The following is a 17,411-nucleotide window of genomic DNA, read 5'->3' as shown; positions in this document are numbered from 1 at the left end:
CAGCCTCACACCGGGAACCGGCGGTCGACCCATTTCCAGAGGAACTCCAGGGCGGCCGCCGCCACCACGGCGATGGCTACCGCGGTCCACGGCATCGTGACCCCGATGAGCTTCAGCGCGAAGAAGTTCTGGAGCGAGGGCACCGCGAGGACGAACACGAATGCCACGCCCATCGACGCCACCAGGGTGAGGCGCCACCAGGTGTAGGGGCGGGCGATGATCGCCAGGACCCACATGGAGACCAGGAACAGGGTCAGGGTCGCCGCGCTGGTCTCCGCGTCCAGGGAGCCCGGCCCGGCGTAGTGGTTCCGGGCGATCAGGTACGTCACGAAGGTCGCCACCCCGGCCACCACCCCGCCCGGGATCGAGTAGCGCATGACCGTGCGCACGAAGTGGGGTCTGGCCCGTTCCTTGTTGGGCGCGAGAGCCAGGAAGAAGGCCGGGACACCGATGGTGAGGGTGGACAGCAGGGTCAGGTGGCGGGGCAGGAAGGGGTATTCGACCTGCCAGCACACCACCAGGAGCGCCAGCAGCACCGAATAGACCGTCTTGACCAGGAACAGCGTGGCCACCCGCGTGATGTTGCCGATCACCCGGCGGCCCTCGGCGACCACCGAGGGCAGCGTGGCGAAGCTGTTGTTCAGCAGGACGATCTGCGCGACCGCTCGGGTCGCCTCCGAGCCCGAGCCCATCGAGACGCCGATGTCCGCGTCCTTGAGGGCGAGCACGTCGTTCACACCGTCGCCGGTCATCGCGACCGTGTGCCCCTTCGACTGCAGCGCGCCGACCATGTCCCGCTTCTGCTGCGGGGTGACCCGCCCGAACACGGTCCCCTCGTCCAGCGCCCCCGCCATGCCCTCCCGGTCGCCGGGCAGCCGACGCGCGTCCACCGCCGTACCGGACAGGCCCAGCTTGTCGGCGACCGCGCCGACGGACACCGCGTTGTCGCCGGAGATGACCTTGGCGCGGACGTTCTGTTCCGCGAAGTAGCGCAGGGTGTCGGCGGCGTCGGGCCGCAGCCGCTGCTCCAGCACCACCAGAGCGGTGGGGCGGGCGCCCCGGGCCGGTTCGGGGTCGTCCAGGTCGCGGGTGGCGCGGGCGAGGAGTAGGACCCGCAGGCCCTGTTCGTTGAGGCGCTCGGTTTCGGCCAGGGCCGGGTCGTCGGCGCCGAGCAGGACGTCGGGGGCGCCCAGCAGCCAGGTGCTGGCCTCGCCGTCGCCCTCGCTGAAGGCGGCGCCGCTGTACTTGCGGGCGGAGGAGAAGGGCAGCGACTCGATGCAGCGCCACTCCTCGCTGTCCGGGCAGGCGTCGATGATCGCCTGGAGGGAGGCGTTGGGGCGCGGGTCGGACTCGCCGAGCGCACCGAGCGCCTTGCGTACGTACGTCTCGTCGACCCCGTCCAGCGTCCTGAGCTCGGTGACGTCCATGCCGCCCTCGGTGAGCGTGCCGGTCTTGTCCAGGCAGACGGTGTCGACGCGGGCGAGGCCCTCGATGGCCGGCAGCTCCTGCACCAGGCACTGTTTGCGGCCCAGCCGGATGACACCGATCGCGAAGGCCACGGAGGTGAGGAGCACCAGCCCCTCCGGGACCATCGGGACGATGCCGCCGACCGTGCGGGCGACCGCGTCCTTCAGGTCGTCGTTCTTGACGACGAGCTGGGTGACGACCAGGCCGATCGCGGCCGGGACCATCATCCACGTCACGTACTTGAGGATCGTGGAGATGCCGGAGCGCAGCTCGGAGTGGACGAGGGTGAAGCGGGAGGCATCCTCGGCGAGCTGGGCGGCGTACGCCTCGCGGCCCACCTTGGTCGCCCGGAACGCGCCGCCGCCCGCGACCACGAAGCTGCCGGACATCACCTGGCCGCCGGGGTGTTTGACGACGGGGTCGGCCTCACCGGTGAGCAGCGACTCGTCGATCTCCAGACCGTCGGCCTCGGCGCACACCCCGTCCACGACGATCTTGTCGCCCGGGCCTATCTCTATGAGGTCGTCCAGGACGATCTCGTTCGTGGCCACCTCGGTGGCGTTCCCGTCGCGGCGGACGGTCGGCCGGGACTCGCCGATCACGGCGAGCGAGTCGAGGGTCTGCTTCGCGCGCCACTCCTGCACGATGCCGATGCCGGTGTTGGCGAGGATCACGAAGCCGAAGAGGCTGTCCTGGATCGGTGCGACGAACAGCATGATCAGCCACAGGACGCCGATGATCGCGTTGAACCGGGTGAAGACGTTCGCGCGGACGATCTCGCCCAGGGAGCGGCTGCTGCGCACCGGCACGTCGTTGACCTGTCCGCGCGCCACTCGCTCCGCGACTTCGGCGCCGGTCAATCCCGCCGACGGGTGCTCGGGGAGCGCCACGGGGTGCACAGGGTCGAGTTCAGCACCCGCGTCTATATGGCTCATGGATTCGACGGTACGTGCGGACTCGCCCGCCCGCCCACCCGACCGGGGCGGAGCCCCCGGTCGTCCCGTCGGTCGACGGAGCTATTCCGCCGACTCCAGCGAAGCGGCCCGCTTGATCGCCGCGTCCCGCCTGCGGACGTACCAGACACCGATGAGCCCCAGCCCGCCTCCGGCCAGGCAGGTCCACAGCCACCAGGTGTGGTCGTGGTCGGCGAACCAGCCGTAGAAGGGGAGCTGGACCAGGAAGAGGACGAACCACACGACCGTGCCGCCGGTGATGGTGGCGACCACGGGGCCTTCCAGAGGCTCCGGCGCGTCGTGCTTGGGGGTCCACTTAGCCATGGGGCACAGCTTAAGGGTCTGACATATCTACGCGCGGAGATAGCGATCTAACACTCATACGTTCATACTGAAACCGTTTGTCTTCGGCCACTTCTGATCGTATGAAACTCCAACAGGGCTCGGGGGAACCCTGTCGGTGATGAGGTCCCGCATGTCCACCCCGGCACCCGCCAAGGTCCCCGCCCCCGAACAGCCGGGTGGCGAGCCCGCCTACGGCGCCCTCGACCGCTACTTCAAGATCTCCGAGCGCGGCAGCAGCCTGGCCCGCGAGATCCGTGGCGGTTTCGCCACCTTCTTCGCGATGGCGTACATCATCGTGCTGAACCCGATCATCCTCGGCAGCGCGAAGGACATGTACGGGCACCATCTGGACAACGGCCAGCTGGTCACGGCGACCGCCCTGACGGCGGCGTTCGCCACGCTCCTGATGGGTGTCATCGGCAATGTGCCGATCGCGCTCGCCGCCGGTCTCGGCGTGAACTCGGTCGTCGCGCTCCAGCTCGCGCCCCGCATGTCCTGGCCCGACGCCATGGGCATGGTCGTGCTGGCCGGTTTCGTGGTCATGCTGCTGGTCGCCACGGGTCTGCGCGAGCGCGTGATGAACGCGGTGCCGTTCGGCCTGCGCAAGGCCATCTCCATCGGTATCGGCCTGTTCATCATGCTGATCGGCCTGGTCGACTCCGGCTTCGTCACCCGTATCCCGGACGCCGCCCAGACGACCGTCCCGCTGCAGCTCGGCGCCACCGGCCACCTCGACGGCTGGCCGGTGCTGATCTTCATCCTGGGCGCGCTGCTCACCTTCGCGCTGATCGTGCGCAAGGTGTCGGGAGCGATCCTGATCTCCATCGTCGGGATGACGGTCCTTGCGCTGATCATCAACTCGGTGGCCACCGTCTCCACCTGGGGCCTGACCGTCCCGAAGTGGCCGGGCAACCCGGTCGCCACCCCCGACTTCGGCCTGATCGGCCAGGTCAGCCTGTTCGGCGGCTTCTCCAAGGTCGGCATCCTGACGGGGATCCTCTTCGTCTTCACCGTCCTTCTGTCGTGCTTCTTCGACGCGATGGGCACGATCATGGGCGTCAGCGACGAGGCCAAGCTGACCGACGCCCAGGGCTATATGCCGGGCATCAACAAGGTCCTGTTCGTCGACGGCCTCGCGGTCGCGGCGGGCGGCGCCAGCTCCTCCTCGGCCACCACCGCGTTCGTGGAGTCCACGGCGGGTGTCGGCGAGGGCGCGCGCACGGGTTTCGCGAACGTCGTCACGGGCGCCCTCTTCGCGGTGGCCCTCTTCCTCACGCCGGTCGCCACCATGGTCCCGTCCCAGGCGGCCACGCCGGCTCTGATCACGGTGGGCTTCCTGATCCTGTCGAACTCCGTCAAGGAGATCGACTGGGCGGACTACACCATCGCGATCCCCGCCTTCGTGACCATGCTGATGATGCCGTTCACGTACTCGATCACGAACGGCATCGGCATGGGCTTCATCACCTTCGTGGTGCTGCGCCTGGCCGCGGGGCGGGGCCGTGAGATCCCGGTCCCGATGTACGTCGTCTCGGCGGTCTTCCTCTTCTACTACCTGATGCCGGCCCTGGGACTCACCTGAGGCCTCAGGTGACCCCGTAGAACTTCTCCGTCTCCTCGACGGCGGTCTGGAATCGCTGGTCGAAGTCGTCCCGAATGAGCGTGCGGACCACATAGTCCTGCACGCTCATTCCTCTTTTCGCCGCGTGACGGCGGAGCCTTTCGAGCAGCTCCCCGTCCATGCGCAGGCTGAGCACGCTGGTCCCCATGGACACGAGGGTCGCTGTACTTATCTGGCCGATGCGTCACGTTCCACGTGTGGATCACCCATATGAGTGATATCTGGGTCCCGTGGCCAGGGTCACGGGCCTGTAGGCGCATTTCCGGTGGTCCTTAGAGAGGGTAATGAGTTACTCTAAAGAACATGCCGGACCTTACCCATGGCGACGACGCTGCCGCCGTGAACGCCCTCCGCTCCTCCGTGATGCGGCTGTCCCGCCGACTCAAGCACCAGCGGGTCGACGAGTCGCTGAGCCCGACCGAGATGTCGGTGCTCGGCACCCTCTCCCGCTGCGGCCAGGCCACCCCGGGTGAGCTGGCCCGCAAGGAGCACGTCCAGCCGCCGTCGATGACCCGCATCGTGGCGCTGCTCGAAGCCAAGGGCCTGGTCCGTCTGGAGCCGCACCCCGAGGACCGGCGCCAGAAGGTCGTCAGCAGGACCGAAGAGGCCGAGGCGATGCTCGAGGAGAGCCGCCGCAAGCGCAACGCGTTCCTGGCCGGCCTGGTCGAGGGCCTCGACGAGGACGAGTGGGCCAAACTGCGCGCCGCCGCCCCCGTGCTGGAGAAGCTCGCGCACCTGTAGAAACCGTCGCCAAGGAGGCGAACCTTTTGAGTACGGGACCCGGAGCACCTTCCGCCCCCGCACCGATACCTACTACCCCCACCTCCCGCAAGTCCTCGATGTTCAGCTCGCTGAAGATCAGGAACTACCGCCTCTTCTTCATCGGCCAGGTCGTCTCCAACACCGGCACCTGGATGCAGCGCATCGCCCAGGACTGGCTCGTACTCAGCCTCACCGGCTCCTCCGCGGCCGTCGGCATCACGACGGCCCTGCAGTTTCTGCCGATGCTGCTGCTCGGCCTCTACGGCGGCGTCCTCGTCGACCGGCTGCCCAAGCGCCCCACGCTGCTGGTCACCCAGGCGTCCATGGCCGTCACGGGCCTGGCGCTCGCCTTCCTGACCCTCTCCGGGGACGTCCGGGTCTGGCACGTCTACGTCGCCGCCCTCGCCGTCGGCCTCGCCACGGTGGTCGACAACCCGGCCCGGCAGTCCTTCGTCTCCGAGATGGTCGGCCCGAAGCAGCTGCAGAACGCGGTCAGCCTGAACTCGGCGAACTTCCAGTCCGCCCGCCTGGTCGGCCCCGCCGTCGCAGGCGTCCTGATCACGGGCGTGGGCACCGGCTGGGCGTTCCTCTTCAACGGCCTGTCCTTCGTCGCCCCCATCGCCGGCCTGCTGCTGATGCGCGCCCGTGAGCTGCACGTGGTCGAGCGAGCCCCGCGTGGCAAGGGCCAGCTGCGCGAGGGCCTGCGCTATGTCGCCGGCCGCCCGGAGCTGATCTGGCCGATCGTCCTCGTCGGATTCATCGGCACGTTCGGCTTCAACTTCCCGGTGTGGCTGTCGGCCTACGCCGACGACGTCTTCCACGCCGGTGCGGGCGGCTACAGCCTGTTCAACACGCTGATCGCCGCCGGCTCCCTGTGCGGCGCCCTGCTGGCCGCCAGACGCGGCACGGCCCGTCTGCGCATCCTGACCGCCGCGGCGATGGCCTTCGGCACGCTGGAGATCGTGGCCGCGCTCGCGCCGTCGTACTGGCTGTTCGCGCTGCTCATGGTCCCCATCGGGATCTTCGGCCTGACGGTCAACGTCACCGCGAACACCGCCGTGCAGATGGCCACCGATCCGGCCATGCGCGGCCGGGTCATGGCCCTGTTCATGATGGTCTTCATGGGCGGTACGCCGCTCGGTGCCCCGGTCGTCGGCTGGATCACCGACACCTACGGCCCCCGGGTCGGCTTCGCCCTCGGCGGCATCGTCTCCGTCGCCGCGGCCGCCACCATCGGCCTGGTCCTGGTCCGCGTCGGCGGGCTGCGCCTGTCGGTGGGCTGGCACCGCGGCCACCCGCGGGTGCGGTTCGTCCCGCGGGACCGGGAGCGGCTGGCCACGGCGGCCTGAGCCGTCCCCGCCCCCGGGGGGTCTGCTACCGGACCCTCCGGGCCAGCACCTGCCCCGGCCATGTGTCGTCGCCGGGCACGGCGACGGTGAAGGACTCGGCCGGGATGAAGCCGTTGTTCTCGTAGAAGGCGACCAGCTTGCCGTCGTCGCCCGCGTAGCAGTCGACGCGCAGGAGCGAGATCCCGGCCTTCCGGGTCTCCTCGACCGCGTGGGCGAGCAGGGCGGCACCGGTGCCGAGGCCCTTGAAGCGGCGGTCCGAGGCGAGGATGTGGATGAACCGCTCGGGCTCGTCGGCGGGTTCCAGATACTCACCGGGCGCGTCGGTGAGGGTGAGCGTGGCGGCCGGGACACCGTCGTACTCGGCGATGTACGGGCTGCCCTCGGTGACGTACCGGGTGATCATGGCCACCGCCCTGGGGTTCTCCGACCAGGGCGTGGTGCCCCACTGCCGGGTGCGCCCCTGCGAGACCAGCCACTGAACGGCGCTGTCGAACATGCCGAGTATCACGGGGATGTCGTCCGGGCCGGCCTTTCGGATGTTGATCGTCATGGGCCCATCATGCCGACCGGTGTCTGCCAAGGTGAAGGCATGAGACTCTTCGCCGCCGTGCTGCCCCCGGAGGATGTCGTCCATGAGCTGGCCGCCGAGGTCGCGAAGCTGAAGAGGCTGCCCGGCGCGGAGAACCTGCGCTGGACCAACCGCCCCGGCTGGCACTTCACGCTGGCCTTCTACGGCGAGGTCGACGATGCCGTCGTGCCGGACCTGTCGACCCGCCTGGGCCGCGCGGCCCACCGTACGTCCCCCTTCCCGCTGGCCCTGCGGGGCGGCGGGCAGTTCGGGCACGGGCAAGTGCTGTGGGTGGGCGCCGACGGGGACCTGCCGGCCATGCGGCTGCTGGCCGATCGTACGGAGGCGGCGGCGGTGAAGTCCGGTGTGCCGATGGGGGAGCACCGTCGCTATCTGGCCCATCTGACGGTGGCACGCGCCCGGGACTCGGTGAACGTACGGCCGTACGTCGAGGCCCTGAAAACCTTCGTGAGCCGCACCTGGACGGTGGGCGACCTCGCCCTGGTGCGCAGCAACCTGCCCAGATCCGGGGTGCCCGGCGAGCAGCCCCGGTACGAGACGGTCGCCCGCTGGGCGCTCGGCGGGGCCGGTTAGGCTCGGGTACGTGGACCCGAAAACCCGGAACCGGATCATGGCCGGTGTGCTTGTGCTGATGTTCGTGGTGGTTGCCGTGTCGGCGGCGCTCAGGTAGTTCCCCGGCCGGGCTGGGGAACTGTGGCCTCGTACGTCGGCCGCGAGCCGTTCCTGGCCGGTCGCGCCCACGCGGCGGGGCCGCACATCGAATGCGGCCCCGTCGCCCCTGTCGTGGCGCTACCAGGCGAAGGCCTCCGGGGACGGGCCCGGACCCGGGAAGATCTCGTCCAGCCCGGACAGCAGCTCCTCGCTCAGCCGCAGCTCGACCGCCCGCAGCGCGGACTCCAGCTGCTCTGCCGTGCGCGGGCCGACGATCGGGCCGGTCACGCCGGGGCGGGTGAGCAGCCAGGCCAGGGCGGCCTCGCCGGGCTCCACGCCGTGCTTGTCGAGCAGGTCCTCGTACGCCTGGATCTGCGCGCGGGAGGCGGGATCGGCGAGGGCGTCGGCGGCCCGGCCGGAGGCGCGGCGCACGCCCTGCACCTCCTTCTTGATCACGCCGCCGAGCAGGCCGCCGTTCAGCGGCGACCATGCGATGACCCCGAGGCCGTAGTCCTGCGCGGCCGGGATGACCTCCATCTCGGCACGGCGCTCGGCCAGGTTGTACAGGCACTGCTCGCTGACGAGCCCGATGGTGCCGCCTCGGCGGGCGGCGATCTCGTTGGCCTGGGCGATCTTGTAGCCCGGGAAGTTGGAGGAGCCGACGTAGAGGATCTTGCCCTGCTGGATCAGTACGTCGATCGCCTGCCAGATCTCCTCGAAGGGAGTGTTCCGGTCGATGTGGTGGAACTGGTACAGGTCGATGTGGTCGGTCTGCAGCCGCTTGAGGCTGGCGTCCACGGCCCGTCGGATGTTGAGCGCGGAGAGCTTGTCGTGGTTGGGCCAGGGCTCGCCGTCGCCGGCCATGTTGCCGTACATCTTGGTGGCGAGGACGACCTTGTCGCGCCGGTCGCCGCCCTTGGCGAACCAGTTCCCGATGATGGACTCGGTCCGCCCCTTGTTCTCACCCCACCCGTACACGTTCGCGGTGTCGAAGAAGTTGATGCCCGCGTCCAGCGCCGCGTCCATGATCGCGTGACTGCCGGCTTCGTCGGTCTGCGGGCCGAAGTTCATGGTGCCGAGGACGAGTCGGCTGACCTTGAGTCCCGTGCGTCCTAGCTGTGTGTACTTCATGGTCCATTAGCCAACGGCTTGGAGTGGGCTCTAGGCAAGCAACTCAGTCGCGGGGGAAGTCGTCGGTTTCGAGGACGAGGTCGACCACGGTGCCGGTCAGGTCGATGTCGGTGCCGAAATCCACCGGCGTCCTGTTCTCGTAGTCGCCGTCCTTGGGGTCGGTGTAGACGTAGCAGCGGCCCTGGTAGGGATCGGCGATGACATAGACGGGGACCTCGGCCTCGGCGTAGGCGATCTTCTTCGGGCCGTAGTCGTTCTGGGCCGTTCCCTGGGAGATGACCTCTGCGACGAACTCGACGTCCTGGTACCGCCAGTGGCCCTTGTCGTCTTTCTTCGCCGAGTCCTTGAGCATGGCGATGTCCGGGCAGAAGCCGTTCTGGTAGCCCGGGAAGTCGATGCGGACATCCGAGAACACCCTGACACTCCTCCCGAACCTGTCCTCGACGGCCCAGAGGAACTCGCGGATGACCATCCAATGCGTGTCGCGCTGCGGCGTCATAAAAACGTTGCCCCCGACGATCTCGACCCGGAATCCTTCGGGGACGGGCATCCGCTCAAGGCGCTCGAACCACTCGTCCAAGCCCTTGGTGTCGGCGTCGGCGTCGGCCATCTCGATCCTGTCTTCAAGGACGGTCATCGTGGCGCTCCTCCCCGGCTGCCCCACGCACGAGTGCAGCCGCGCAGTACAACGATACGTACAGTGACGGGGAGGCGCCGGAATCAGGTCAGTCCGTTCCAGCCATGTACGCCTGTCCGACCCCCCACGCCTCGTACATCGCCCCCGCGAACGCCCCCGCGATCCGGTGCTCCCCGCTCGCGTTGGGATGCGTGCCGTCGTAGGTGTCGGCGTGGATGTCGTACGACTCGGGCGGCGACGCCAGCAGGATCGGCGAGCGGGGCTCGTCCAGGTCGGCCACGGCCTTGGCGAGCAGGACGTTGAACCGGTCCACCTGCTCGGCGAAGGGCGCGTCAGCGTGGGCGCGGATGTTCGGGATCACCGGGAGCAGGACCATGCGGATGCGCGGCGATGCTTCCCGGGCGGCCGCGACGAAGGCCCGTACATTCTCCGCCGTCTGCTCGGCGTTCGTGTAGAAGCCCAGGTCGATCAGGCCGAGGGAGACGAGCAGGACGCCGGGCCGGTGTTCCCGTATCGCCTCGCCGATCAGCGGAGCCATGTGCAGCCATCCCTCGCCCCAGCCTGCCAGGTGCGAGCGGGGGAAGTCCGGCTCGGCGTAGGCGTACGACGTGGGCGCCTCGGCGTGCTTGTCGTACAGCTCCTCGCGCGGGCCGACGAACGTGAACGGGCCGTCGTACGCCTCGCACAGATGCCGCCACAGCCGGTAACGCCACGTGTGTTCGCCCGTACTCCCGATCGTCATGGAGTCACCTACGGGCATGAACCTGAGCATCCGCTCATGATGGACGATCACGCGCGCGTGTGGGGTGTGAGGCCCGCCACGCCCCGTAAACCCCCGCGAGGAATGGCAGGCTTGACGCATGCGTCGACCGTTCGCCCTGCTCGCCGGGGTCCTGCTCGCGGGTGCCTGTGCGCTGCCCGCATCCGCCGCCGACGGTGGCAGTACCGGTGATCAGGGGTTCACCATCAAGGACCCGAGGATCACCGAGTCCAGCGGCCTGGCCGCCTCCACGCTGCACCCCGGCATCTACTGGACGCACAACGACAGCGACGACGGGCCGTACATCTACGCCGTGGACAGCCGGACGGGAAAGACCGTCGCCACGGTGACCCTGCGCGGAATCGGTTCCCCGCGCGATGTCGAGGCCATCTCCATCGGGCCGGACCACCAGATCTACGTCGGAGACATCGGCGACAACCTCGGCGGCAAGTGGCCGTACGTGTGGATCTACCGGCTGCCCGAGCCGAAGGTGCTCAAGAACCAGACGGTCAGCGCCACGCAGTACGTCGTGAAGTACGCGAACGGGCCGAGGGACGCCGAGTCGCTCCTCGTCCATCCGAAGACCGGGCGCGTGTACATCATCGACAAGAAGGAGGACGGCGGGCATCTGTACGAGGGGCCCGCGACCCTGTCCGCTTCCGGCGCGAACATCTTCAGGCCCGTCGCCACCGTCGACCTCTGGGCCACCGACGCGGCCTTCTCGCCGAACGGCCGACAGCTCGCCGTACGGGGGTACTTCGGCGGCATCTACTACGACTGGAACGGCGGGCGGATCAAACGGGAAGGGCGCCTCGACGTCCCCCTGCAGGGGCAGGGGGAGTCCGTCTCGTACTCACCGGACGGCACCAAGCTGATGTACGGCAGTGAGGGGGCCGACAGTTCGGTGCAGGCGGAGGACGCACCGGAGGGGGCGTCTTCGGGCAAGGTGCCCTCGGGAGGGGGCAGTTCCGCCACGGGCGTGGGCAACAGCGCCACCTTCGGCGGGGGTTTCAAGACCGGCGCGGTCGTCGCCGCCTTCGCCGCGATCGGGATCGCTGCCGGCCTCGGGGTGCGGCGGTTGCGGCGACGGGGCTGAAGGCCTCACCGCGGAGCCGAACGAACAAGAGGGCGCCCGGTGTCGGCACCGGGCGCCCTGAGTGTCGGGGGAGAACGACTACAGCTTCTCGATCACGTGATCGACGCACTTCGTCAGGGCCTCGACGTCGGCCGGGTCGATCGCCGGGAACATGGCGATGCGCAGCTGGTTGCGGCCGAGCTTGCGGTAGGGCTCGGTGTCGACGATGCCGTTGGCGCGCAGGACCTTGGCGACGGCGGCGGCGTCGATCTCGTCGGAGAAGTCGATCGTGCCGATGACCTGGGAGCGCTTGGCCGGGTCGGTGACGAACGGGGTGGCGTACTTGGATTCCTCCGCCCAGGTGTACAGGCGGGTCGAGGAGTCCTTCGTACGGGCGGTGGAGAAGGCCAGGCCGCCCTGGCCGTTGAGCCACTCCAGCTGCTGGTTCAGCAGGAAGAGGGTGGCCAGGGCCGGGGTGTTGTACGTCTGGTTCTTGCGGGAGTTGTCGATCGCGGTGGGCAGCGAGAAGAACTCCGGGACGTGGCGGCCGGACGCGTGGACGCGTTCGGCGCGCTCGATGGCGGCGGGGGAGAAGATGCCGATCCACAGGCCGCCGTCGGAGGCGAAGGACTTCTGCGGGGCGAAGTAGTAGACGTCGGTCTCGGCGATGTCGACGGGCAGGCCGCCGGCGCCGGAGGTGGCGTCCACCAGGACGAGGGAGCCCTGGTCGGCACCGGCCACGCGCTTGATCGGCATGGCGACACCGGTGGAGGTCTCGTTGTGGGTGAGGGCGTAGACGTCGACGCCCGCCTCGGCCTGCGTGTCGGGGTGGGTGCCCGGGTCCGAGGAGATGACGGTGGGCTCGGCCAGCCACGGGGCGAGCTTGGCTGCCTTGGCGAACTTGGAGGAGAACTCGCCGAAGTTGAGGTGCTGGGACTTGTTGTCGATCAGTCCGTGGGTGGCGATGTCCCAGAAGGCGGTGGAGCCGCCGTTGCCGAGGATGACCTCGTAGCCCTCGGGGAGGGAGAACAGGGAGCTGATGCCTTCGCGGACCTGGCCCACCAGGTTCTTGACGGGGGCCTGGCGGTGGGAGGTGCCGAGCAGGGAGGTTCCGGTGGCGGCGAGCGCGTCGAGCGCCTGGGTGCGCACCTTGGAGGGGCCTGCGCCGAAGCGTCCGTCGGCGGGCTTGATGTCAGCGGGAATCTGGATGTCGGCCACGAGTCGGAGGGTATCCGCTAGACGAAACGGGACGGAACCATGTCCGTCCGATGAGACGAGATCGCCGAGTCCTGGACCCTGTGAGGTTGTACGACGATATGTGCGGGACTGTGGAAAACTTCTGGTGACTGTGTGTGATCGGATGCATCCTTGACGCATGACGGATCTCTCGGGCCTTGAGACGGAGCTGCGCGGGGTCGTCCGGGGTGAGGTCGGCTTCGATGTCACCGCCCGGGCGCTCGTGACCATGGACGCGTCCAACTACCGGCGTGTCCCGGTGGGGGTGGTGGCCCCGCGGGACGCGGACGACGTCGCGGCGGTGCTGGAGGTGTGCCGGGCGCGCGGGGTGCCGGTGGTGGCGCGCGGCGGAGGCACGTCGATCGCGGGGCAGGCGACCGGCACGGGCGTGGTGCTGGACTTCACCCGGCACATGAACGGGCTGCTGGAGCTGGACCCGGGCACGCGCACGGCCGTCGTCCAGCCGGGGCTCGTCCTCGACCGCCTCCAGGAGGCCGCCGCCCCGCACGGTCTGCGCTTCGGCCCCGACCCGTCCACCCACGGCCGCTGCACGCTCGGCGGAATGATCGGCAACAACTCGTGCGGCTCGCATTCGGTCGCCTGGGGGACCACGGCCGACAGTGTGCGGGAGCTGTCCGTCATCACCGCGCGCGGGCAGCGGCTGCGGCTCGGCCGGGACTGGGCCGGTGCCCCGGACGGGCTGCGCGCCCTGGTGGAGGGCGACCTGGCCCGTCTGCGCACCGGCTTCCCGGATCTGCCCCGCCGCATCTCCGGATACGCCCTCGACGCCCTGCTGCCCGAGAAGGGCGCCGATGTCGCCCGCTCCTTCTGCGGCTCGGAGGGCACCCTCGGGATCCTGACCGAGGCGGTCGTAGGGCTGGTGGAGGCGCCACGCGCGCGTGCCCTCGCGGTGCTGGGGTACGGCGACGAGAGCGGCGCCGCCGAGGCCGCCGCCGGGCTTCTGCCGCTCGGCCCGCTGACGGTGGAGGGCATGGCGGCCGACCTGGTGCGCTCGCCGGCCGGGCTGCCGAAGGGGGGCGCCTGGCTGTTCGTGGAGACCGGCGGGGAGACGGTCGCCGAGGCACGGGCGCGTGCGGAGGCGATCGTCCGCGCGGCCGACGTCGTCGACTCCCTCGTGGTGACGGACGCGGCGGCCCAGCGGGCCCTGTGGCGCATCCGCGAGGACGCGAGCGGTACGGCGACGCGTATGCCCGACGGCACCGAGGCCTGGCCCGGCTGGGAGGACTGCGCGGTGCCGCCCGCCCGGCTCGGCCCGTATCTGCGGGACTTCCGTGCCCTGCTCGCCGCCCACGGCCTGCGCGGCACGCCGTACGGCCATTTCGGGGACGGCTGCATCCACGTCCGCATCGACTTCGACCTGCTCACCGAGGCGGGCATCGGCCGCTTCCGGCGCTTCTCCGAGGAACTCGCCGACCTGGTCGTCGCCCACGGCGGCTCGCTGTCCGGGGAGCACGGCGACGGACAGGCCCGCGCGGAGCTGTTGCCGCGCATGTACGGCGACGAGACGGTACGGCTCTTCGAGCGGGCCAAGGCGGTCTGGGACCCCGACGACCTGCTCAACCCCGGCATGCTGGTCCGCCCGGCCCCGCTCGACGCCGACCTGCGCTTCTCCGTCCTGCCCCGCCGTCCGGTGGACGTGGCCTTCGGCTATCCGGCGGACGGCGGCGACTTCCGCGCGGCCGTCCGCCGCTGCGTCGGCGTCGCCAAGTGCCGTACGAGCACGGCGGCCGGGCCGGCCGTGATGTGTCCCTCCTTCCGGGTGACCGGGGAGGAGGAGCACTCCACGCGCGGGCGGGCCCGGCTGCTGCACGAGATGCTGGCCGGCGAGCTGGTCACGGACGGCTGGCGCTCGGCGGAGGTCCGGGAGGCGCTGGACCTGTGCCTGTCCTGCAAGGGCTGCCGCTCGGACTGCCCGGTCGGCGTCGACATGGCCACCTACAAGGCCGAGTTCCTGCACCATCACTACGCGGGACGGCGCCGCCCGGCCGCCCACTACTCGATGGGCCGGCTGCCGGTGTGGCTGCGCTGGGTGGCACGGACCCGCACCGCCCCGCTGCTCAACAGGCTCGCGGCCGTGGGGCTGTTCGCGCGGGCGGGGAAGCGGCTGGGCGGGATCGCGCCGGAGCGGGAGATCCCCCGGGTGGCGCCGGAGACGTTCAGCCGCTGGTGGCGGCGGCGGAAGCGGCGCACCACGGGAGAGCCGCTCGTCCTGTGGCCCGACACCTTCACCGAGCACCTCTCGCCCTCGGTCGGGCAGGCGGCCGTACGGGTGCTGGAGGACGCCGGGCTCAGAGTGGTGCCCCCGCCGTCCCGGCCGTCGGGCGGGCAGGTCTGCTGTGGCCTGACCTATGTCTCCACGGGCCAGCTCGACCGGGCCCGCGCGGTGCTGCGCCGCACGCTGGACCTGATGGAACCGGTGCTGCGCGAAGGCGCTCCGGTCGTCGTCCTGGAGCCGAGCTGTGCGGCGGCCCTCCGCGGCGACCTCCCGGAGCTGCTGCACGACGACCCGCGCGCGGCCCGGCTGGCCTCGGCGGTCCTCACGTTCGCCGAGGCACTGCGGCGGCACGCGCCCGACTGGACCCCGCCCGCCGTGGACCGTCCGGTCGTCGGGCAGACCCACTGTCATCAGCACGCGGTCCTCGGCGACACCGCCGACCGCGCACTGCGCGAGTCCGCGGGCCTGACCGGCGAGCTGAGCGGCGGCTGCTGCGGCCTCGCGGGCAACTTCGGCTTCGAGGCGGGGCACTTCGAGGTGTCGAAGGCGTGTGCCGAGGAACAGCTGCTGCCTTCGGTGCGGGACGCGGCCGAGGGGACGGTGATCCTGGCGGACGGCTTCTCGTGCCGGACGCAGCTGGAGCAGCTGGCGGGGGTGCGGGGGCGGCATCTGGCGGAGGTGCTGGCGGAGGGGTTGCAGAAGGAAAAGGGGAGCTGAGAGGTGTTCCCGCATGCGAAAAGGGCAGTTGACGGGGCATCCGTAGACTCGGGAGTGACCAGTCGTCTCGCAGTTTGGAGGAACAACCCATGGCCAAGGTCCCGTTCGCGAGTCTGGCGACCGCGATAGCGGCGCTCGGCACTGCTCTCGCTTTCCTGACGCTCCAGCTCCGCGCGGACGGCTACGAGCCGTACGTCGAATCCGTGGCCACCGCCAGCGTCGTCATGTACGTCACCGCGGCTCTCGTCGTGGTGACGTGGGTCCGCGCTCGCCAGGAGCACGTGAACTGAGTTCTTCGACCTGAGTTCCACGGTGGGAGCGGTTGCGGGCGCCGGGCTGCCCCTGGTGCCCGCAACCGCCGGTTCCGCGGAGGGGCTCATAGAGGGTGGCCGGACCAGTCACCCCGAAGGAGTCCCGCGCATGACCCTCACACTCCGCCCCATCAGCCGTGCCGAGCATCTGGCCTTCGTGGCCTCCCTGCCCTCCGCCAGCCATATGCAGCTGCCGTCCTGGGGGGACGTGAAGCCCGACTGGCAGGCGGAGAGCCTGGGTTGGTTCGATGCGGCCGGGCGGCCGGTCGGCGTCGGGCTGGTGCTGCTGCGGCCGTTGCCCAAGGTGAAGCGGTATCTGGCGTACCTGCCCGAAGGGCCCGTCATCGACTGGCACGCGCCCGGCCTGGAGCGCTGGCTGGAGCCGATGCTCGCGTACCTGAAGCGCCGGGGCGCCTTCTCGGTGAAGATGGGGCCGCCCGTGGTGGTACGGCGGTGGAGCCCCGAGGCGGTCAAAGCCGCGATCGCCGACCCGGGCGCACACCGGCTGCGGGACGCGGACGCGACGTCGTACGAGCCGCGTGCCGGGGAACTCGCAGAGCGTCTGCGCCGCCTGGGCTGGCGGCAGGCCGAGCCGGGCGGCGAGGAGGGCTTCGCCGTCGGCCAGCCCCGGTACGTGTGCCAGGTTCCGTTCGCCGGGCGGTCGTTGGAGGACGTCCACCGCGGCCTCAACCAGCAGTGGCGGCGCAACATCAAGAAGGCCGGCAAGGCGGGCGTGACGGTCGTACGCGGGGGCTACCAGGACCTTCCGGTCTTCCACGGTCTCTACGCCGAGACCGCCGAGCGCGACCGGTTCATCGCGCGCCCGCTGTCGTACTTCCAGCGCATGTGGACGGCGCTGACGGCCGAGGACCCGGACCGGATGCGCCTGTACCTCGCCCAGCACGAGGGTGACGTCCTCGCCGCCGCCACCATGCTGATCGTCGGCGGCCACGTCTGGTACTCCTACGGCGCCTCCACCAGCCGCAAGCGCGAGGTCCAGCCCAACAACGCCATGCAGTGGCGGATGATGACCGACGCCCATGAACTCGGCGCCCATGTCTATGACTTCCGGGGCATCACCGACACCCTGGAGGAGTCCAACCATCTGCTGGGGCTGCTCCGCTTCAAGGTGGGCGCGGGCGGCGAGGCCGTGGAGTACCTGGGCGAGTGGGACTTCCCGCTCAACCGGCTGCTGCACAAGGCGTTCGACGTCTACATGGCCCGCCGCTGAGTCCCTAAAGTAACTCCCAGGTATTCCAAGGGTAATCACAGACCTCCTGTGTAGCTTCTTCGATGTCGGGTTCCGGACACGGAATTCAAGACGCAAGTACAGCGCTACTAAAAGGAGTCGGAAATGAGCCTCAGGAAGCTCGCCCCGCTGCCCCCGAAGCCCAAGAAGCAGCTGCCTCCCCCGCCACCGAAGCCGAAGCCCAAGAAGAAGGCGCCGAAGCCGCTGCCCAAGCCGATCCCCGGCCAGGACCGCTGATCCAGCCGTAACGAGGACCGACGGTTCGCCGTCGGTCCTCTTTGCGGTTCTGAATTCCAGAAATTCCGGCGAAGGAAAGCAGGGG

General features: G+C 69.9%; 17 protein-coding genes. 9 read left to right on the top strand and 8 right to left on the bottom strand.

Annotation, left to right across the window (positions count from 1 at the left end; translation table 11 throughout):
* Nucleotides 1-5: 5 nt before the first annotated feature.
* Together AVL59_RS44715 and AVL59_RS44710 are read right to left on the bottom strand one after the other, a co-directional pair.
* Nucleotides 6-2,402 (bottom strand): HAD-IC family P-type ATPase, encoded by a 2,397-nt coding sequence (locus AVL59_RS44715; protein ID WP_067315919.1) that lies wholly within the window; start codon nt 2,400-2,402, stop codon nt 6-8.
* Nucleotides 2,403-2,483: 81 nt separating this feature from the next.
* On the bottom strand, nt 2,484-2,744 hold the full coding sequence (locus AVL59_RS44710; RefSeq protein ID WP_067315916.1) for a DUF2530 domain-containing protein: 261 nt from the start codon (nt 2,742-2,744) through the stop codon (nt 2,484-2,486).
* 151 nt (nt 2,745-2,895) lie between these two features.
* Between AVL59_RS44710 and AVL59_RS44705 the strand changes: the two genes are divergently transcribed.
* Nucleotides 2,896-4,347: an NCS2 family permease gene (locus tag AVL59_RS44705; protein WP_067315914.1), complete on the top strand. Its 1,452-nt coding sequence runs from the start codon at nt 2,896-2,898 to the stop codon at nt 4,345-4,347.
* A gap of 4 nt (nt 4,348-4,351) precedes the next feature.
* Here the strand turns inward: AVL59_RS44705 and AVL59_RS44700 are convergent, their stop codons facing one another.
* A complete protein-coding gene (locus AVL59_RS44700; RefSeq protein WP_067318520.1) occupies nt 4,352-4,534 on the bottom strand; it encodes a ribbon-helix-helix protein, CopG family in 183 nt (60 codons plus the stop codon).
* A gap of 155 nt (nt 4,535-4,689) precedes the next feature.
* Between AVL59_RS44700 and AVL59_RS44695 the strand changes: the two genes are divergently transcribed.
* On the top strand, nt 4,690-5,127 hold the full coding sequence (locus AVL59_RS44695; RefSeq protein WP_067315911.1) for a MarR family winged helix-turn-helix transcriptional regulator: 438 nt from the start codon (nt 4,690-4,692) through the stop codon (nt 5,125-5,127).
* 26 nt (nt 5,128-5,153) lie between these two features.
* On the top strand, nt 5,154-6,497 hold the full coding sequence (locus AVL59_RS44690; protein WP_308281859.1) for an MFS transporter: 1,344 nt from the start codon (nt 5,154-5,156) through the stop codon (nt 6,495-6,497).
* A 25-nt stretch (nt 6,498-6,522) separates the two neighbouring features.
* On the opposite strand, the gene AVL59_RS44685 is transcribed toward AVL59_RS44690, so the two are convergent.
* A complete protein-coding gene (locus AVL59_RS44685) occupies nt 6,523-7,047 on the bottom strand; it encodes a GNAT family N-acetyltransferase (protein ID WP_067315905.1) in 525 nt (174 codons plus the stop codon).
* Between the two features lie 39 nt (nt 7,048-7,086).
* Between AVL59_RS44685 and thpR the strand changes: the two genes are divergently transcribed.
* Nucleotides 7,087-7,659 carry an RNA 2',3'-cyclic phosphodiesterase gene (gene thpR / locus AVL59_RS44680; RefSeq protein ID WP_067315903.1) on the top strand — a complete coding sequence of 191 codons (573 nt, stop codon included), beginning with the start codon at nt 7,087-7,089 and terminating at the stop codon, nt 7,657-7,659.
* Nucleotides 7,660-7,875: 216 nt separating this feature from the next.
* On the opposite strand, the gene AVL59_RS44675 is transcribed toward thpR, so the two are convergent.
* The 3 genes from AVL59_RS44675 to AVL59_RS44665 form a co-directional block, all read right to left on the bottom strand.
* Nucleotides 7,876-8,868 (bottom strand): aldo/keto reductase, encoded by a 993-nt coding sequence (locus tag AVL59_RS44675; protein ID WP_067315900.1) that lies wholly within the window; start codon nt 8,866-8,868, stop codon nt 7,876-7,878.
* A gap of 43 nt (nt 8,869-8,911) precedes the next feature.
* Nucleotides 8,912-9,505 carry a Uma2 family endonuclease gene (locus AVL59_RS44670; protein ID WP_067315897.1) on the bottom strand — a complete coding sequence of 198 codons (594 nt, stop codon included), beginning with the start codon at nt 9,503-9,505 and terminating at the stop codon, nt 8,912-8,914.
* An 88-nt stretch (nt 9,506-9,593) separates the two neighbouring features.
* On the bottom strand, nt 9,594-10,277 hold the full coding sequence (locus AVL59_RS44665) for an SGNH/GDSL hydrolase family protein (RefSeq protein WP_067315894.1): 684 nt from the start codon (nt 10,275-10,277) through the stop codon (nt 9,594-9,596).
* Nucleotides 10,278-10,365: 88 nt separating this feature from the next.
* On the opposite strand from AVL59_RS44665, the gene AVL59_RS44660 reads away from it, so the two are divergent.
* The gene (locus tag AVL59_RS44660; RefSeq protein ID WP_067315892.1) at nt 10,366-11,361 is read left to right on the top strand and encodes a hypothetical protein; all 996 of its coding nucleotides are present in this window, start codon (nt 10,366-10,368) and stop codon (nt 11,359-11,361) included.
* Between the two features lie 78 nt (nt 11,362-11,439).
* On the opposite strand, the gene serC is transcribed toward AVL59_RS44660, so the two are convergent.
* A complete protein-coding gene (serC, locus tag AVL59_RS44655; RefSeq protein ID WP_067315889.1) occupies nt 11,440-12,558 on the bottom strand; it encodes a phosphoserine transaminase in 1,119 nt (372 codons plus the stop codon).
* A 157-nt stretch (nt 12,559-12,715) separates the two neighbouring features.
* Between serC and AVL59_RS44650 the strand changes: the two genes are divergently transcribed.
* The 4 genes from AVL59_RS44650 to AVL59_RS55800 all read left to right on the top strand — a co-directional run bounded on the left by AVL59_RS44650 (nt 12,716) and on the right by AVL59_RS55800 (nt 17,326).
* Nucleotides 12,716-15,529: an FAD-binding and (Fe-S)-binding domain-containing protein gene (locus AVL59_RS44650; protein WP_067315886.1), complete on the top strand. Its 2,814-nt coding sequence runs from the start codon at nt 12,716-12,718 to the stop codon at nt 15,527-15,529.
* An 89-nt stretch (nt 15,530-15,618) separates the two neighbouring features.
* Nucleotides 15,619-15,819 (top strand): SCO3870 family protein, encoded by a 201-nt coding sequence (locus AVL59_RS44645; protein ID WP_067315884.1) that lies wholly within the window; start codon nt 15,619-15,621, stop codon nt 15,817-15,819.
* A gap of 130 nt (nt 15,820-15,949) precedes the next feature.
* Entirely contained in the window at nt 15,950-17,071 is a 1,122-nt protein-coding gene (locus AVL59_RS44640) for a lipid II:glycine glycyltransferase FemX (RefSeq protein WP_067315882.1), read from the top strand.
* 123 nt (nt 17,072-17,194) lie between these two features.
* A complete protein-coding gene (locus AVL59_RS55800) occupies nt 17,195-17,326 on the top strand; it encodes a hypothetical protein (RefSeq protein WP_257785115.1) in 132 nt (43 codons plus the stop codon).
* The last annotated feature ends 85 nt before the right edge of the window (nt 17,327-17,411 follow it).

Source organism: Streptomyces griseochromogenes (assembly GCF_001542625.1).
Lineage (GTDB): Bacteria > Actinomycetota > Actinomycetes > Streptomycetales > Streptomycetaceae > Streptomyces > Streptomyces griseochromogenes.
Note: the sequence above shows the minus strand (reverse complement) of the source record. Positions and strands in the feature narration are given on the sequence as shown.

Coding starts and splice junctions, on each gene's coding strand:
- AVL59_RS44660 (WP_067315892.1), top strand. CDS start 10,366: ATGCGTCGACCGTTCGCCCTGCTCGCCGGGGTCCTGCTCGCGGGTGCC.
- AVL59_RS44695 (WP_067315911.1), top strand. CDS start 4,690: ATGCCGGACCTTACCCATGGCGACGACGCTGCCGCCGTGAACGCCCTC.
- AVL59_RS44710 (WP_067315916.1), bottom strand. CDS start 2,744: ATGGCTAAGTGGACCCCCAAGCACGACGCGCCGGAGCCTCTGGAAGGC.
- AVL59_RS44645 (WP_067315884.1), top strand. CDS start 15,619: ATGGCCAAGGTCCCGTTCGCGAGTCTGGCGACCGCGATAGCGGCGCTC.
- AVL59_RS44705 (WP_067315914.1), top strand. CDS start 2,896: ATGTCCACCCCGGCACCCGCCAAGGTCCCCGCCCCCGAACAGCCGGGT.
- thpR (WP_067315903.1), top strand. CDS start 7,087: ATGAGACTCTTCGCCGCCGTGCTGCCCCCGGAGGATGTCGTCCATGAG.
- AVL59_RS44670 (WP_067315897.1), bottom strand. CDS start 9,505: ATGACCGTCCTTGAAGACAGGATCGAGATGGCCGACGCCGACGCCGAC.
- AVL59_RS44700 (WP_067318520.1), bottom strand. CDS start 4,534: ATGGGGACCAGCGTGCTCAGCCTGCGCATGGACGGGGAGCTGCTCGAA.
- AVL59_RS44675 (WP_067315900.1), bottom strand. CDS start 8,868: ATGAAGTACACACAGCTAGGACGCACGGGACTCAAGGTCAGCCGACTC.
- AVL59_RS44640 (WP_067315882.1), top strand. CDS start 15,950: ATGACCCTCACACTCCGCCCCATCAGCCGTGCCGAGCATCTGGCCTTC.
- AVL59_RS44685 (WP_067315905.1), bottom strand. CDS start 7,047: ATGACGATCAACATCCGAAAGGCCGGCCCGGACGACATCCCCGTGATA.
- AVL59_RS44715 (WP_067315919.1), bottom strand. CDS start 2,402: ATGAGCCATATAGACGCGGGTGCTGAACTCGACCCTGTGCACCCCGTG.
- AVL59_RS44665 (WP_067315894.1), bottom strand. CDS start 10,277: ATGCTCAGGTTCATGCCCGTAGGTGACTCCATGACGATCGGGAGTACG.
- AVL59_RS55800 (WP_257785115.1), top strand. CDS start 17,195: ATGAGCCTCAGGAAGCTCGCCCCGCTGCCCCCGAAGCCCAAGAAGCAG.
- AVL59_RS44650 (WP_067315886.1), top strand. CDS start 12,716: ATGACGGATCTCTCGGGCCTTGAGACGGAGCTGCGCGGGGTCGTCCGG.